This is a genomic window from Candidatus Palauibacter soopunensis (genome assembly GCF_947581735.1).
Classification (GTDB): Bacteria; Gemmatimonadota; Gemmatimonadetes; order Palauibacterales; family Palauibacteraceae; genus Palauibacter; species Palauibacter soopunensis.
Map to the genome: position 1 here is coordinate 40,938 of NZ_CANPVT010000038.1, position 16,331 is coordinate 57,268.

General features: G+C 68.1%; 9 protein-coding genes and 1 tRNA gene. 4 read left to right on the forward strand and 6 right to left on the reverse strand.

Annotation, left to right across the window (positions count from 1 at the left end):
* Positions 1-9: 9 nt before the first annotated feature.
* A complete protein-coding gene (locus RN901_RS10430; protein WP_310758219.1) occupies positions 10-3,384 on the reverse strand; it encodes an amidohydrolase family protein in 3,375 nt (1,124 codons plus the stop codon).
* A 152-nt stretch (positions 3,385-3,536) separates the two neighbouring features.
* On the opposite strand from RN901_RS10430, the gene RN901_RS10435 reads away from it, so the two are divergent.
* Positions 3,537-4,076, forward strand: coding sequence for an NAD(P)H-dependent oxidoreductase (locus RN901_RS10435; RefSeq protein WP_310758220.1), 540 nt, complete (start codon positions 3,537-3,539; stop codon positions 4,074-4,076).
* A 26-nt stretch (positions 4,077-4,102) separates the two neighbouring features.
* Positions 4,103-4,633: a dUTP diphosphatase gene (dut, locus tag RN901_RS10440; protein ID WP_310758221.1), complete on the forward strand. Its 531-nt coding sequence runs from the start codon at positions 4,103-4,105 to the stop codon at positions 4,631-4,633.
* A gap of 155 nt (positions 4,634-4,788) precedes the next feature.
* Here the strand turns inward: dut and RN901_RS10445 are convergent, their stop codons facing one another.
* Complete coding sequence (locus tag RN901_RS10445) at positions 4,789-5,448, reverse strand: hypothetical protein (protein WP_310758222.1); 660 nt, start codon at positions 5,446-5,448, stop codon at positions 4,789-4,791.
* A 120-nt stretch (positions 5,449-5,568) separates the two neighbouring features.
* Here RN901_RS10445 and RN901_RS10450 point away from each other — a divergent pair.
* Positions 5,569-5,653, forward strand: a tRNA-Leu gene (locus RN901_RS10450).
* A gap of 5 nt (positions 5,654-5,658) precedes the next feature.
* On the opposite strand, the gene RN901_RS10455 is transcribed toward RN901_RS10450, so the two are convergent.
* Positions 5,659-8,610 (reverse strand): TonB-dependent receptor, encoded by a 2,952-nt coding sequence (locus RN901_RS10455; protein ID WP_310758223.1) that lies wholly within the window; start codon positions 8,608-8,610, stop codon positions 5,659-5,661.
* Between the two features lie 75 nt (positions 8,611-8,685).
* Positions 8,686-10,719, reverse strand: a complete 2,034-nt coding sequence (locus tag RN901_RS10460; protein ID WP_310758224.1) for a serine hydrolase — start codon at positions 10,717-10,719, stop codon at positions 8,686-8,688.
* A gap of 245 nt (positions 10,720-10,964) precedes the next feature.
* Here RN901_RS10460 and RN901_RS10465 point away from each other — a divergent pair, with 245 nt between their 5' ends.
* On the forward strand, positions 10,965-14,225 hold the full coding sequence (locus RN901_RS10465) for a PDZ domain-containing protein (protein ID WP_310758225.1): 3,261 nt from the start codon (positions 10,965-10,967) through the stop codon (positions 14,223-14,225).
* 109 nt (positions 14,226-14,334) lie between these two features.
* Here RN901_RS10465 and RN901_RS10470 read toward each other — a convergent pair whose 3' ends face one another.
* Together RN901_RS10470 and RN901_RS10475 are read right to left on the reverse strand one after the other, a co-directional pair.
* Complete coding sequence (locus tag RN901_RS10470) at positions 14,335-15,048, reverse strand: hypothetical protein (protein WP_310758226.1); 714 nt, start codon at positions 15,046-15,048, stop codon at positions 14,335-14,337.
* Positions 15,049-15,088: 40 nt separating this feature from the next.
* Positions 15,089-16,207 (reverse strand): peptidyl-alpha-hydroxyglycine alpha-amidating lyase family protein, encoded by a 1,119-nt coding sequence (locus RN901_RS10475; RefSeq protein ID WP_310758227.1) that lies wholly within the window; start codon positions 16,205-16,207, stop codon positions 15,089-15,091.
* Positions 16,208-16,331: the final 124 nt, after the last annotated feature.

Below are 16,331 nucleotides of genomic sequence, written 5' to 3' on the forward strand. Positions count from 1 at the left end.
CCTTCTCCGTCAGCGGGCCGTCACGCCCGGGACACCGTCCGGCTCGTCGTCCCACCACCAGAGCGGGGCCAGCGGCCGCTGCCGGGGATGGATCTCGTCCAGCGTATCCGCGTCGTACAGGCGCCCGTTGAACATCACCTGCTCGATCGCGTTCGTGTTGCGAAGGTCGTCCAGCGGGTTCGCCGTCAGGATCACGAGGTCGGCGAGCTTGCCCGCCTCGATCGAGCCGAGATCCCGGTCGAGCCCGATCGCTTCGGCGCCGAAGATCGTCGCCGTGCGCAGCGCGTCGTGCTCGTCCATGTCGTCGGCGGCCATCGCCCACAGCTCCCAGTGGTAGCCGAGTCCCTGCAGCTGGCCGTGGCTCCCCACGCCCGCCTTGCCGCCCGCGTCGACGAGGTTCCTGACGAACTCCCCGTGCCGCGAGAACACGTGCTGGTCCTCCCGGAACCACTGCGGCCGGCGCAGTGTGCGCGAGTCCACCTCATCGTGCGGGACGAAGCGGCGTAACTTCGGATCGTCGTGCGGGTTCTCGCGCGAATAGAAGTAGTTCTCCGCCCACGGCCCCCCGTACGATACCAGCAGCGTCGGCGTGTAGACCCGACCCGTCTCGGCGAAGAGCCGCACGTAGTCGTCGTACACCGGGAAGACGGGGATGGAGTGCTCGAGCCCCGGGTATCCGTCCAGCGTTTCCGTGAGGTTCTGCCGAAGGTTCAGCGACCCCTCCGTCGTCGGCATGAGCCCCAGTTCGCGGGCCGCCATGATGATGTGCTGCCGCCCCTTTCGCGCCGCGGCCACGTACATCTTGATCGTCTTGGTATCGAAGTAGTCGGCGTAGCGGGAGAGAACATCCCTCGCCTCTTCCTCCGTGTCGATCCCGTCCTGCCAGAAGACGCCCGGCCCCGTCGAGTAGACGCGCGGCCCGAGGATGGTCCCGGTGCGGACCATGTCCGCGTAGGAGAGCACCTCCGTGTTCCCGGTCTGCGGGTCCCGGGTCGTCGTCACTCCGTACGCGAGGTTGGCGAGGTAGGGCCACACGTCGGTGCGGTGGAGCTGGTCGCGCGCCCGCAGGTGCGCGTGCGTGTCGACGAACCCCGGCACGACCGTCCGGCCGCTGATGTCGAAGACGACGGCATCTTCCGGCACGGCGACCGTACCGCTCGCGCCCACCGCCTCGATCCGGTTGTTCCGGACCACGATGTCCGCGTTCTCGATGACCTCGCTGCCGTTCATCGTGATCGCGCGCCCGCCGCGGAGCACCGCTACGCCGGTGGGGATGTCGCGCGGCGCGTCGATGAGGATGCGGTGTTCAACCGCGCGGTAGCCCTCGTCCTCCTCCTCTTGTTCGGTCACCTCCTCCTCTTCCTCCTCGTCCGCTCCGGCCTCCTCGTCCGTCTCATCGACATCTTCGGCGGCTTCGGACGCCTCCACGCTGTCCTCGTACGCCTGCGCGGCATCGAGGTCGTAGGAGAAGTGGGCGTTGCCGAGCGAGAAGTGCACCGTGCGGCCGTCGCCGCTCCAGGCGGGGAACTCGCCGCCGATGTCGGTGACGCGGCGGGCGGGGAAGGAGGCGTTGTCCGGGTTGGAGACGTTGATCGTCGGCGTCACGCCGACGCGCGGCACCGTCACGGTGTAGATCTCGCGCTGGATCTCCGCGAGCGCCTGATCGCCGCGCGGCGCCATCTCGATGGTCGAGGGGGTCAGGCCCTGCGTCGAGCCCTGCGGCGTGGGCCCGCGCACCTTCACGTGCTCCTTCTCGTCCGTCCCATCCCAGCGAATCGAGACCAGGGCGTCGGGGAAACGGAAGAGGTGGATGCGGTCGTTCTCCTCCACGAAGTGGGGATTCGCCCGTCCGTCCGTGGGCGCGATGAGCGTCGCCGGCCCGCCGCCGGAGCCGTCCGGGTCGGCGGACACCCACACGATCTCGGTCCCCGGAGCGCCGCCCTCGCCCTGTGTTTCGTAGGCCCGCACGAGGCCGCGCACCGCGACGATCCGGTCGCCCGGCCCCCACGCGGGGGCGAAGTACGTCGCCGCGTCGCGCGTGAGCCGCACCGGATCCCCGCCGCCGTCGCTCCGCGCCTTGTACAGGTGCCCCTCGTTTCCGTCCCACGTCGAGTACGCGATCCACGCGCCGTCCGGCGACCAGGTCGCGAAGTGCTCCGACATGTCCGCGTCCGTGAGGCGTTCGGGGCTCGAGCCGTCGGCGCCCGACACCCAGAGGCGGTCCAGCGCCGTGAAGGCGAGCCGGTCCCCGGCGGGGGAGGGCGCCGCGTCGCGGATCTGGCGCACGGTGAAGGTCGGCGTGTCCTCGATCGGATAGTCGAAGTCGACCCTCGGTCCCAGCGTGAGGTCGAACCGGACGCGGAAGGGGATCTCCTCCGCCTCGCCTCCCTCGACCGGCAGCTTCCAGATCTTCCCGCCGTAGGAGGCGACGAGGTGCCGGGAGTCCGGGGTGAACGACATGCCGGGAAGTACGTCGAGCGTGGCGCGCGACTCCTGGTCGTCATGCTGGACGGGATAGGCGAGCCAGCGCTCGTCGCCGCTCTCGAGGTCCCGGATCAAGAGCCCGGTGTGTGCCTCGTGCCGCGTCCCGAACACGAGCCAGCGGCCGTCGGGCGAGAGCACGGGCCGGATCGCGGAGCCGTATCGCGAGGAGCGGGTGTATCGTTCGCCCGACTCTCGGTCGTACGCCTCGAGCTGGTACTGCGGAAACTGCGCGTTGTAGGTCCAGTCGCCGGTTCGCCGCGCATACCAGATGTAGCGGCCGTCGGAGGAGACCGCGGCCCCGAGCATCTTCAGGTTGTCCGGTTCCGAGACGAGCTGGATGCCGCTCCCGCCGTCCACGTGGAACATCTTGAGCTTCGGCAGGCCGCCCCCGCGGAAGCCGCCCATCGACGCCACGATGTAGTCACCGTCCGGAAGCCACTCGGGCGACTCGGCGCGATTGGCCGCGCCCTTCGAGATCGGCGTGGTGTCGGAGCCGTCGAGCGAGCGGATCCAGATGTTCTGTCCGCCGTCGTAGTCGGACGTGTAGACGATCCGCGCGCCATCGGGGGAGAAGCGGGGCTGGGCGTCGAAGGCCATCCCCGAGGTGAGCTGCGTCGCATCCCCGCCGCCGATCGGGATGGTGAAGAGGTCGCCGAGGTAGTCGAAGACGATCGTCTCGCCGTCCGGGCTCACGTCGAGAGAAATCCAGCTCCCCTCGGTCATGTCCATGGCGACGGTCCGGTCGACGGGCAGCGGCAGGTTCTCGTTCTCCGGCTCCCCGTCTCCGTTCGAAGCCTCCTGCGCGGTCGTGGCGCCTGCGGTAGCGAACAGAAGTGCAAGCGAACAGGTGTACGGGACGACCGCGAGCATCGCGCGGTACACGAACGAAGACTGTTTCATCGGACGGCTCCTCGAAGTGTGATGTTCCCGCGGGAACGTCGCCGCTGCCGGCGAGCTGTCGCAATTTGCGCGCGGTCCCCGCGTGGCGCACTCTCCGGCCCATGACACGCCAACCAGACTCAGCGTCGGCGTCGGGTCCGGCGCCGCTCTCCGTGCTCGCCGTTGCGGGCAGTTGCCGTCGACGGTCGTTCAACCGGGCGCTCCTGCGGGCCGCCATCGCGCGGGCGCCGGACGGTGTCGAGACGCGGGATTTCGATCCGTCCCGGCTGCCGTTCTATGACGGAGACGTGGAGGCCGCCGGCGATCCGGACGTGGTCGCGGAATTCAAGGCTGCGGTTCACGCCGCGGACCTCGTGCTGCTCGTGACGCCGGAGTACAACGGAGGTCTGCCGGCCGTGCTCAAGAACGCCGTGGACTGGGGGTCGAGACCGCCGCGTCCGCAGGCGTGGGACGGGAAGCCCGTCGCGATCATGGGGGCGACGCCCGGCCGCCTGGGGACGGCGCTGGCCCAGCGCTCCCTGCGCGAATCGCTCGCGGGGCTGAACGCTCACGTCATGCCGCAGCCGCGGGTGCTGCTCTCGGGGGCGGGCGCCGTCTTCGACGATGATCTCGAGTTGGCGGACGAAACGACGGGGAAGCATCTCGACAGATTCATGTCCGCCGCCGCAGAATGGGCACGTCGGTTCCGCTGAACGGTCAGGCAGGTGGGGGAGGGGTTTTGTCCGACGCTGATGGTGCGCGCGTCATCTTCGAGAAGCTGGCGGAAGATGTTCGTGTTCCGACGCGAGCTACGGAGCAGTCGGCCGGCTACGACATCCGGGCGCATCTCACGTGCGGGCCGATCCGGGTCCATCATGGTGCCAGCCGCGAAACCGCCTCGGTGACCGCGATCTCCGCCGCGGACGGTACGCTTTCGATCGTCCTCGAACCCGGCGACCGGGCGCTCGTGCCGACGGGCTTCCGCGCGCGCCTGCCCGACGGCTACGAAGCGCAGATTCGAATGCGGTCGTCGCTCGCCTGGAAGCGCGGGCTCACAGTGCCGAACGCGCCCGGTACCGTGGACGCAGACTATCCGGACGAGTGGTTCGTCCTCGTCCTCAACTCGGCGCCGCACCCCATTCGGATCGAACACGGTGAACGGATCGCCCAGGTCGTCCTCCACAAGTACCGGGTCGCGCGCTGGGAGGAGGGGCCGGTCGCGGTCTCGACGGATCGCGCGGGCGGGCTCGGCAGTACCGGCAAACGATAAGGAAAGGAGAAGACACGATGCCCGAACTGCAGGAATGGCTGCTCGCCATCCCCGTCCTGATCACGCTCCTCGTTATCTTCCTCGTCGAAGTCACCGGCTCGTCCAGGCGCTGAAACGCCCGGCGCCGGCGCTGACGCGGGGTTCTTAGCCGACGGCTAGCGGAACGGCTCCGGGTGGGGACGCTCGAACGGTTCCGTCTCCTCCATGCGGTCGACCTCGATCGTGTCCGCGTGCGGGCAGGCTACCGAACGTGACGCTGCCCCCTCGACGATGAAGTAATCCCCGGTCGCCGCGTCTCCCAGGTCGCCGGCCAGCGTGTAGAAGTACCCATCCCGATCCTCGAACGTCACGCAACCGTTTTCCCGCCCGGCGATCATGCCGGTGCGCTGGACCCGGCCGTCCTCATCCGTCACGTGGAACGGGTCGGAAAGCCCCGTGGGCGCAAAGTTCCCGTTGAAGATGATGAAGACGACGGCACGGTCCCACGTCGCCGTCTGCGGCACGTGCACGGTGGCTCCGATCTCGCCGAACTCGCCTTGGTCGCCCGTCCCGAGTTCCTCGAAGCCCGTGCCGATGGCCCCCAGGCCGACGACCACCCTCGCCTGGAGCGGGATGTTCTCCGTGTAGAGGCTGACCTCGGTGCCCGGCGGCCCGATGCGCGGCTCCATCGTCTGGATCTGTCGCAGCGAGTCGGGCGTGGCCGGATTCGGATGCGCCTGCGCGGACGCGGCGCTTGCCGTGAGGAGCAGGATCGATAGCGCGCCGAGACCTGAGAAGGTGCGGGCGAGGGCGCGTCGCTTCAGGAATCGATTCATGATGGCCTCCGGGCGAAATCCTCCCGTCCATGCTGGGCCCGGTGCCACCTCACCCGCAAGCGGAGGCGGTTCGTCTGCCCCCGTGCGGGCGAGGCGTTAGCTTGCGCGTGCGGCACGCGCGCCGGGGTGGCGGAATTGGCAGACGCATCGGACTTAAAATCCGAAGGGGTCCATCCCCGTGTGGGTTCGAGCCCCACCCCCGGCATTCTGCTAGAACGGGCTGAAGTCCCAGCGCATGCGGGCGAGTATCACGCGCCCGATCGCCGGCGCCCCGAGCATGCTCTGGTATGCCTTGTCGAAGACGTTGGATACGTCGACCTGGAACCAGAGGTCCTCGTACCCCGGGACGCGGAAGCCGAAATTCGCGTCCAGCGTGGTGATGGCGTCGACATCGCCCACCCAGGGGCCCGAATTGAACGGATAGCCGTTCTGCGCCCGGAAGCGCAGGCCGCCGTTGACTCCTGAATCGTCGTTCCGGTACGTGAGCGACGCGGTCCCGCGCACCGTCGGCGCATTCAGCGATACCTCGCTCAGGAGTTCGCCCGCCGTCTCGAAGGTGTTCTTGTCGATGAACGACAGCGAAGTGGCCATCTCCAGCCGGTCGCTGAGGAGGAAACCGGCGCCCAGCTCGCCCCCCATGACGTCGAACCCGCCGGCATCCTGGTATCCGAGCACCATGGCGGACGTCGTGCCGCCGGCACTGGTGGGAGTCACAGCTCCCAGAGGAACCTGTGCGGCGAGATCCGCGACCAGCTGGGCCGTACCGAGCGCGACGGCCTCGTTTGGGAAGGCCACGCCGACGAACTGCCGGAACACGCCTTCCAGATACGGTCGCAACTGCGCGCCGTTCAGGAAGAGGTTGGGCGAGAGCAGCCGCAGGGGGGCAATATAGCTGTCGTAGCGGGTGAACCAGGCGTTGGCCCCGAACGACACTCGGTCTCCGAACAGCCCCTTGTAGCCCACCTCGAGCGTGTTGCTGACCGTCGGACCGAGCGCCTCGATGTCCTGCAGAGCGGCGAGATCGACCGCCTGACAGAACGGCGGAGCCACGCAGCCTGCGGGCGGTGCGCCGCCTCCCGCCGCCTCCACGTCGAGGAGCAGGGCCAGGATACCCACCTGGTCCTGCGAGGGGACGGGGATCAATGGCAGGAGTGCCGCCAGCGGTGCCAGCTGAGGATCGGCCCCGGCCACAGCGCTGAGCGTGTTTATCGCCGTGCTCCAAAGCTGGGCCGTGGTCGACGGAAGGAACTGCCGCGCACTGCCCCCGCCCAGCACGTTGAAAGGCGACATATGCATCGGGATCCCATTCGAATCCCGCATGTACATGTGCCCGTTGCCGGCGGAGCCGGTCGCGCGGAGGTCGTACCGGAACGGCAGGCCGGGGATCGGGATCGTCCCCCCGGAGATATCCAGGAACTGGTTCGTGGAGGTAGGCGTAGAGAACGCCCGGTTGAAAGTGACCCGGAACGAGTTCGCCGCATCCGGCTTGTACACGAGCGCCGCGCGCGGGGAGAAGACCGGATCCGTCAGGCTGCTGTTGTAGTCGTACCGGAACGCGCCCGTGAGATCGACCTTCGGGCTCAGCGCCCACTCCCACTGGACGTAGCCGCCGACCTCCGTCGTCTCGTCGTCGTTCTCGAACTGTCCGTTGATCGTGCCCCGGCTGTCCGGGTTCGTCCCGAGGTAGTCGACCCCGTAGATGAGCCGGTGCGCCGAGCCGATCCGCGACTGGTGCTGCACCTGTCCCACCATCAGGGAAGAGTTGTCGAAGAGCGGCCGGCCCGAGCGGAGGAGGAAGGTTTCGTCGTTCGTGTTGTAGTTGTAGAAGACCTGCGCGAACAGATCCTTGTGCCGGAGACGGGCCTGTCCGTATGTGACGCCCCAGTTGGTGACGTTGGACGCGCCCAATCCGGTGAGTTCCGTTGCCTGGGCGGCAACGTTTCGTCCCCCGGCCAGAATGAGCGAAGTCCCCGGCGACGGCTCGAAGTCCATGCGCGCGTCCACGGCCCAGTTCCGGTGTCCGTCATCGCGCCCCATGGCCGCATTCCGGGCGGACTGGGCCAGCACGCCCTGATCCGTCGGATTCGTCAGGTCGAGTCCGGAAGTGAACGGCTGGCAGGCCGGCGATGTGGGGTCGAACCCGGCTCCGATACAGGCCTGCCCCGCGCCCTGCACCTGCGCCTCGGCCAGATCGTTGAAGACGTATTCGGTCGCGTCGAAGTACTGGCCCGAGATCTTGAAGCCGAACTTGTCGCTCGGGGCCACGGCGATGCGCCCATCGAACTGGAACAGCCCGGCGTCCTCGCCCTGGATCGGGCCGCTGCCGACCCCCGGCGTGTCGCCCTGCTGCCGGAGGCCGCCGCCCACCGAGAAGCTGGCGCCCGGCGAGTGAATGGGGGACTTCGTGAGGTAGTGGACAACGCCGCCCGCCGCATTCGGTCCGTAGAGGGCCGACCCCGGGCCCAGGACGGTCTCGACGTGGTCCATGTCGAGGTCCGAGGCCGGGTTCAGGTAGAAGATGTTCACCCGGAGCGACGGCACGCGCGCGATCCGGTTGTCCGTCATGAACAGGGTGCGGCTGGAGAAGATGTTGTTGAAGCCGCGCAACACCGCGGCGCGGCCGCGAATCCCCGTGCGGGCGACGTCCACGCCGGGCTGGTGTTCCACATGCTCGATCGGAGACGTCACCTGGCGTTCCTCGAGATCGCGCGTCGAGACGACCTCCACCGCTGCCGGCGCCTCCAGCACCTTCTCATGCGTGCGGGACGCGGTGACGGTGAGCGGATTGAGTTCGAACGACTGCTGCGTCATGGTCGTCGAGACGGTCGTCGACTGGCCCGCGGCGACGGCCTGCGATTCCATGACGACGGTCACCCAGCCCGGTGCGGTGAACCGGACCGAATACGAGCCTGCGGACACACCGTCGATGGCATAGGTGCCGCCTGGGCCCGTGGTGGCTTGCGCCGCCACCGCGCCCTGTGCGTCCAGGACCTCGACCAGCACGGCCGCCAGGGGTGCGCCCGTGTCGTCATCCGTGACCGAGCCTGCGATTCGACCCTGCGCCCACGCGGCGCCGGGGAAAGCCCCGAACGCGATGACCGCCGCCAGAAGAAAGGTTCCCCGCCCAGCATTCCGACCGAAACGAACTCCGAATCCCGTCATCGCGAGCGCCTCCCGCCCTTCGGTTGAACCTGCCGGCATCTCTCAGTTACAAGCTAAGCCGAACCCCGGTTTCTGTCAGCGCACCCGGCCGAAGCGGACGTCGCGCGTGCGGACGTTGGAGAGGTAGAAGCCGATCACCTGTCGGTTGCGGTCCCGCTCGAAGGCGACCGACAGGCCGCCGCCCGAGAACCGGTCCTCTTCTCCGGGCTCGAGTTCCGTCCGGTCGAGCCGGCGCTGGTGCAGCACGAGCGTTCCATCCTCGACGGTGAAGGTGTAGAACGTCTCCAGTTCCTCGCTGAAGAAGCGACCGGCGAAGTCGGCAAGATCCTCGGCCGTCGGCTCCCATGCCCCGGCCTCATCATCCTCGAGGCGCGTGGCGTGGTTGTCCCCGTTCTGATGCAGCGTGAGCCCCTCGACGTCGCCCTCCGGATCCCGCAGGAAAGTGACGGAGGCCTCTACCGCGAGCAGGCGGAAGGTCGAGTCGGACGTGGGGACGATCTCGAGCCGCTGCTGGCCCGTCGCCTGCGTGTAGAACGTGTCGTCCTCGCGCGTGAAGGTGAGGATGAAGTTCGGCGCTGCGTCCAGCGAATAGCGGCCGACGAACTCGTCAAAGGCCTCGGGGTCGTAGCTGGCGGGATCGAAATCGCCGGCAGCCGCTACGGCATCCGCTTCTTCCTCCTCCATCGCGTCCTTGAAGAAGGCCGCGGCGAGTTCATAGGCGACGCCGCTGTTGAACTGGGCGTGATTGCTCTGGGTCGTGAGGCCGGCGTTGATCTCGGGGAAGTAGACGAACATCGAACGGTGGGCGACGTCGGCTCCCCCGTGGCTCACGCGCTTCAGTCCGCCCTGCTCGCCCACGCTGAGTCCATATCCGTAGCCTGTCTCCTCCCCGTCGTTGAGGACGAACGACGTCGTCATCTCGTCGATGCTGTCCGGCGTGCCAACCCGCGGGTTCGCGTAGTTCTCGGCCCATGTCTGGAGGTCGCCGATCGTGCTGTAGATCGCCCCCGCCCCGACCGCGCCGCCAAGATCTCCGATCTGGCGGTATCCGTCCGGTCCCGGGGTGTAGCCCTCGGACATGTTGGGGACGATGTGTCGCGTGGAGGGACGCACCATCGTCCCGGTCATCCCCAGCGGTCCGAACACGTTTTCCTCCATGAAGACATGGAAGTCCTGCCCGGAAGTGCGCTCGACGATGACGGCGGCGAGTCCGAAGGCCGTGTTGTTGTAGTTCCATTCCGCGCCGGGCGCGTTCTGGAGGGCGGGCTGCCGCTGCACGATATCGATGAGTTCCGAACGGTCGATCCAGTCCCCGTGGTCGAGGCGGCGGCCCGTCATCCGCAGCAGGTTCAGGAATTCGCGCAGACCCGACGTGTGGGTGATCAGGTGCTTCACCTGGATGGCGTGCTCGAACTCCGGGAGTTCGGGGACGTGCTTGCGGATGTCGTCGTCGAGGGAGAGGAGTCCGCGCTCTGCCTGCAGCATGATCGCGAAGGCGGTGAACTGCTTCGAGGTCGAGCCGATGTTCGTCCGCGTGTCCTCCTCGAAGGGGAGGTCGTAGGCGAGGTTCGCCATCCCGTAGGTCTTCGAGAAGAGCGTGCGGCCGTCGCGCCACACGCGCACCGCACCTCCCGGAGAATCCGGCCCGTCGAAGCGGGACATGATCTGATCGGCGAGTTCCTCCGGGTCTGTCGCGACGGGTTCGTGCCGCAGCAGCGTGATCTCGTAGCGCCCGCCGGCCTCGTCATCGTCCCCCGCGACGAACAATTCCAGCGTGTGGACGCCCGCGCCGGACGTCCGCCCGCCGAAGCGCTCGACCCCGCGCCCCAGCCCCCCGAAACGGCCGACCTGTGTCCCCTCGGGGTCGAGGACGCGCGCCGTCACGTCGACGGAGATCTGGTTCACCTCGCCGAGGACGAAGTCGTTCTCACCCGTCTCGATCGTGTAGCGCGCCGTGTCGCCCGCGGCGAGCGTGCCCGGCAACGTCCGGCCGACCTCGAGTTCCGAACTCTGCGCCGCGATCTGGGCGGCCGCGAGAAGGGCGAAGAGCCCGGCGCAGACGGCGGAACCGAACGGGTGACGGGGACGGCGACCGAAACGCGTGTTCATGTGGATAACTCCAGGGGTGGGTTCGAAGCTGGTGAAACGACACTCGCGCGAGAGACGGTAAGGAGGCCCGACTCGAGCGGGCAACCGCACGGCAGGGTCAATGCGGGGCCGATACGGGATCGGTACGGCCGGCTGCCAATACCGGTTTCGACGTCTCCGGACGTACAATCAGGCGTACAGTCCGACAGCGTTCACGGCTCGACTCAAATCCACCCCAGATTGCGAAGGATCCGATGAAGGTACCCTTGAAGGCACGCTCGTCCCTCCTCACGGCCATGCTCCTCGCGGCCTCGTTCCGCCCCGCCTGGGCGCAGGACGCCACCGGCACGCTCATGCTCGCGCAGCCCGCGGTAAGCGCGGACCGGATCGCGTTCGCGTACGCCGGGGACCTGTGGACCGCGGGAATCGACGGGAGTTCGCCGCGCAGGCTGACCTCGCACGTCGGCGTCGAGTTCAACCCGCGCTTCTCACCGGACGGTGAATGGATCGCGTTCAGCGGGGAATACGACGGGAACACCGATGTCTTTCTCGTGCCCGCGGACGGAGGTGTGCCCGCGCGACTCACGTGGCACCCGGGAGCCGATCTCGTCCAGAGCTTCACGCCCGACGGATCGGCGGTGCTCTTTTCATCGGGACGCAACGCCTACACGGGCCGCCACGCGCAGTTGTTCACGGTCGCGACGAGCGGCGGACACCCCGAACAACTGCCCATTCCGCACGCGTTCAAGGCGACGTTCTCCCCGGACGGCGCGAAGATCGCCTACACGCCGCTGTACGAAGCCTTCACTCAGTGGAAGAACTACCGGGGCGGGACGACGACGCGGATCTGGATCTACGATGTGGCGGACCATTCCGTCGTTCAGATCCCGCAGCCGGAGGGCCGCTCGAACGACACGGATCCCATGTGGATCGGGGACCGCGTCTTCTTCCGCTCGGACCGCGACGGGGAGTTCAACGTCCATGCCTACGACCCGGGGACGGGGCACGTCTCGCGGGTCACCGCGCACGAGGACTTTCCGGTCCTGAACGCGTCCGCCGGCGCCGGCCGGATCGCCTACGAGCAGGCGGGGCGGCTCCATCTGCTCGATCCCGGCTCGGGCGCGAGTCACCTGGTGCCGGTGCGGATCGCGACGGACCTCCTGGAGGTGCGGCCCCGCTACGCCAGCGGCGGGAACTTCGTCCGCAACGCGAGCCTTTCGCCCTCCGGCGCCCGCGCCGCCTTCGAGTTCCGGGGCGAGATCGTCACCTTGCCGCGCGACAAGGGCGACGACCGCAACCTCACGCAGTCGACCGCCGCCCATGAGCGGAGTCCCGCCTGGTCGCCGGACGGAGAGTCGATCGCCTGGTTCTCGGATGCCTCCGGCGAATACCGGCTATACGTGGCTCCCCAGTCGGGGGCGGGAGAGGCGCGCAGCTACGTTCTCGATGGCGCCGGGTTCTACGGGGACCCGGTGTGGTCGCCCGACGGCATGAAGATCAGCTACACGGACAACTCGCGGGCCGTGTACTGGATCGATCTCGAATCCGGGGACACCCACCGCGTGGATGCCGACGCGATGTACGGGCCGCTGCCCCCGCCCTCGCACGCCTGGTCGCCGGACTCCCGGTGGCTCGTCTACACGCGCAACAACGAGACCAACATCCGCACGGCATACGTCCACTTGCTCGAAACGGGCGAGACGAGGGCCGTCACCGACGGACTCAGCGACGTCTCCGAGGCCGTCTTCGACGCCGGCGGCCAGTACCTCTATCTCACGTCGTCCACCGACGCGGGCCCCGTCGTCCAGTGGTTCGCCCAGTCGAACAACGACTTCGAGATGACGAACGCGATCTATCTCGCGGTCCTCGAGAAGGGCACGCCGTCACCTCTGGCGAGGGAAAGCGACGAAGAGGCCGGGGACGAGGCCGAACCGGAAGCGGAGGGCGCCGACGATGCGGACGAAGTAACGGTCCACATCGACTTCGACGACCTCGACCAGCGGATCCTCGCCCTGCCGCTGCCCGAAGCCGGCTACGCGAACCTGCAGCCCGGGGAGCCGGGTCAGCTCTTCTACATCCGAAGCGAGACGGCCAGCGGGTTCGGAAGCCCCGGTGCGGGTCCCAGCCTTCACCGCTTCTCACTCGCCGACCGCGAAGCGGCGACGGTGGTCGGCGGCACGCGCTTCTACGACCTGTCGGCGGACCGCAGGAGCGTGCTGTACGCGACATCGGGTGGATGGTTCATCAGCAACGCGGGCGGGACGGACATCGGATCCGGCGCGGATCGTCTCGGCGTCGCCGATGTCGAGGTGAGGATCGATCCACGGGCGGAGTGGCGTCAGATCTACGATGAGGCCTGGCGGATCAACCGCGACTACTTCTACGACCCGAACATGCACGGCGCGGACTGGCCCGCCATGAAGGAGAAGTACGCTGTTTTTCTCCCCCACCTCACCTCACGGGCCGACCTGAACCGGCTCATGACGTGGCTCCATTCCGAGATCGCGGTGGGGCACCACCGCGGCGGCGGCGGCGACTTCCTCCACGAGACGGACGACGTGCCGGGCGGTCAGCTGGGCGCGGACTTCGTCGTCGACCGGGGGCGGTACCGGTTCGAGAAGGTGTACGGCGGTCTCAACTGGAACCCGGGACTCCGGTCCCCGCTCACGGAGCCGGGAGTCGAGGTCGACGCCGGCGACTACCTGCTGGCGGTCGAAGGAGTCGATCTCTCGGCGCCGGAGAACCTCTTCAGCCGGTTCGAGAACACGGCCGGCCGGATCGTCTCGATCACCGTCGGGCCGTCGCCGGATGGGACGGGGTCCCGCACCGTCGACGTCGTGCCGGTGGCGAACGAGGGCGCGCTGCGGAACCGGGACTGGGTGGAGGGCAACCTCGCGCGCGTCGACGAAGCCACGGAGGGGCGAGTCGCATACGTGTACGTGCCCAACACGGCCGGCGCGGGACATGAGTACTTCAAGCGCTACTTCTTCCCGCAGACGAACCGGGAGGCCGTGATCATCGACGAGCGGCACAACGGGGGCGGCCAGATCGCGGACTACTACATCAACATCCTCCGGCGCCCGTACATGTCGCACTGGGCGATGCGCTACGGGGCCGACCTCGTCACGCCGCAGGGCGCCATCCCGGGCCCGAAGGTGATGCTCATCGACGAGACCGCCGGCTCCGGCGGCGACATGCTGCCCTGGATGTTCCGCAAGCTCGAGATGGGCACCCTCATCGGCCGCCGCACCTGGGGCGGCCTGGTCGGCGTCCTGGGTTTCCCCGTCCTGATGGACGGCGGGGTGATTACGGCGCCGAACGTCGCGATATGGACGGAGGACGGGTTTATCGTCGAAAACGTGGGCGTACCGCCGGATATCGAAGTGGAGCAGTGGCCGGCCGAGGTGATCGCGGGCGTCGACCCGCAGTTGGAGAAGGCGATCGAGGTCGTGCTGGAGCAACTCGAGGCGTCACCGGTGGCAACGCCCGAGCGTCCGCCTTTCCCGATCCGCGTGCGACGCCGCTAGCGGACCTGACAGGAAGCGGAACCGGCCGGCAGCAGGACCGGCCGACCCGCCGGGGATGAGCGTCGGTGCGGGCTCACGGGCTGGAGCCCGCACCCGACGCTCTCCGGATTCAACGGCAGGTGGCGGGATCGACGGAGATGGTGACCGCCTCGGCGGTAAACGAATTTCCACTCCTCCGCCAGTTGATGAGTGCGTTCGCGCCTACCCGTTGCGCGTCGGCCACGAGCCTCTCGAGCGCTTCCCGGAACTGTCCGACCCCGGCGCCCGCCATCTGCGCCTGCAGCTGGCCGTGTTCCGATTCCTTCGGACAACGGTCGATTCCTTCCCAGCCGGGGTCGCAGCGAACGAGCCGCGAATTCTGGAGGTTGATCTGATTGTCCGTCGTGCCTCCGAAGCAGGCCCAGATGCGATCGTCGTCGCCGCCGCCGCCGCCACCGACAGCGGAGAGCGAGAAGGGGAGGTCCAGGCGGGTGATCTGCTCCGTGAGATTGGCCGTGATGGCCGCCCCTCCCGTGCCCATGAACACCGGCTGAACCGAGATCTCGACGCCGAGCGGCACGTAGCAGAGCGTGTAACCGCCGTCCAGCGCGGTCTGCCCTTCCATCTGTCCTTCCTCCCCGTCCTTCTCCCAGGTGGCGACGACGGTGGCGCTGGGCAGCCCCATCTGCGTGTCCCCGTCCGAGACAAGCCCCCACAGGGCGCCCGTCATGTCCGGCGAGTCCGGACACACCTCGTTGAGTTCCTGCGCCATGGCGGCGGACCCCGTGAGGGCCAGCGTCACCGCACCCACCGCCATCCCCGAAGCGAATCTTCTCATCCTCATCGTCTTTTCTCTCCTGCAGCAGCCCTGCGTCCGTTGCTCATCAATTGCGCGTGTACTTTGTGAGCCCGCCCTCGGCGGCGGCCCGCGAGTTCGGTCCCTCCGCGGCATAAACGTTCCCGTCCGCGTCGACCGCAACCCCCTCGCCGGCCTCGCCCTGCGGATCCTCGGACTCGTGCGGCGGGATGAAGGCCGTGACCACGTCCTCCGCCGCGTGCCCGATCCGGACACCGGTCAGCCAGTCGGAGTGCGTGTTGGGGTTCGACTCCGAGTCGATCGCGTACACGTTGTCCTCGTCATCGATGAACAGTCCGCTCACCCGGCCGTACTGGTAATGGGTATCGAGCAGGTTCCCTTCCTGGTCGAAGATCTGGATGCGGTGGTTCCCGCGATCCGCTACGAACAGCCGCCCCTGCGAATCAAACTCCAGCGCGTGCGGCGTCCGGAATTCGCCCGGTCCGTCTCCGATCACGCCCCACTCCATGATGTAGTCGCCCTCGGGCGAGAACTTGATGATGCGGCCGGTGGCTCCCGGCGGCGGGTTCGCGTTCTGCCCGCTGTGACCGTCCGACACGAAGATCGAGCCGTCGGGGGCGGTGATCACGTCGCACGGCTGGTTGAAATAGCCCGGCTCGGTGCCCACGCGGCCCGGCACGCCGAGCGTCATCAGCACCTCCCCCTCGGGCGAGAACTTCACCACCGTGTGCCCCTTGTCGAGCGTGCCCATGGAGTCGGTGATCCACACGTTGCCGTCGTCGTCCACGTGGATGCCGTGCGGCAGCACGAACAGGCCGGCCCCGAAGCTGGCGAGGACCTCGCCCGTCTCGCGGTGGAACTTGACGACGGGGTCGACGAGGTTCTCCGCGCACCCCCCCGCGAGCGCGATCCCGCCGCAGCGGTCGTAGGCCCAGATGTGACCGTCGATGGGATCGATATCGACGCCCGCCGTGGAGCCCCATTCGCGCCCGTCCGGAAGCTGGGCCCAGTCCTTGATGACATTGGGCGTGGGGTTCGGGAGACCCGCGGCCGCCGGATCCGTGACCGCGGTCGGATCCATCATCTCGTCTTCCGCGGCGTCCTCCGCGCCGCAGGCCGCGATGCCGAGGAATGCGGCCCCCAGTGCGGTGAGGTGTGCCAGTCCGGTTACGCGCAGGTTTTTCATGTCTCCTCCGGCCGTTCAGTGTTGCGCAACCCGTACCCCGCCGTGCGTCGCCCCCGCCGTGCGTCGCCCCCGCCATGCGTCGTCCCGCGTCTCGAAATGTGCCTCCGAACTGTCGATCTGGCCA

Bases quoted from the DNA above. Each gene is read 5' to 3' on its own strand.
- RN901_RS10430 (WP_310758219.1), bottom strand. From the start codon at position 3,384: ATGAAACAGTCTTCGTTCGTGTACCGCGCGATGCTCGCGGTCGTCCCG.
- RN901_RS10445 (WP_310758222.1), bottom strand. From the start codon at position 5,448: ATGAATCGATTCCTGAAGCGACGCGCCCTCGCCCGCACCTTCTCAGGT.
- RN901_RS10455 (WP_310758223.1), bottom strand. From the start codon at position 8,610: ATGACGGGATTCGGAGTTCGTTTCGGTCGGAATGCTGGGCGGGGAACC.
- RN901_RS10460 (WP_310758224.1), bottom strand. From the start codon at position 10,719: ATGAACACGCGTTTCGGTCGCCGTCCCCGTCACCCGTTCGGTTCCGCC.
- RN901_RS10470 (WP_310758226.1), bottom strand. From the start codon at position 15,048: ATGAGGATGAGAAGATTCGCTTCGGGGATGGCGGTGGGTGCGGTGACG.
- RN901_RS10475 (WP_310758227.1), bottom strand. From the start codon at position 16,207: ATGAAAAACCTGCGCGTAACCGGACTGGCACACCTCACCGCACTGGGG.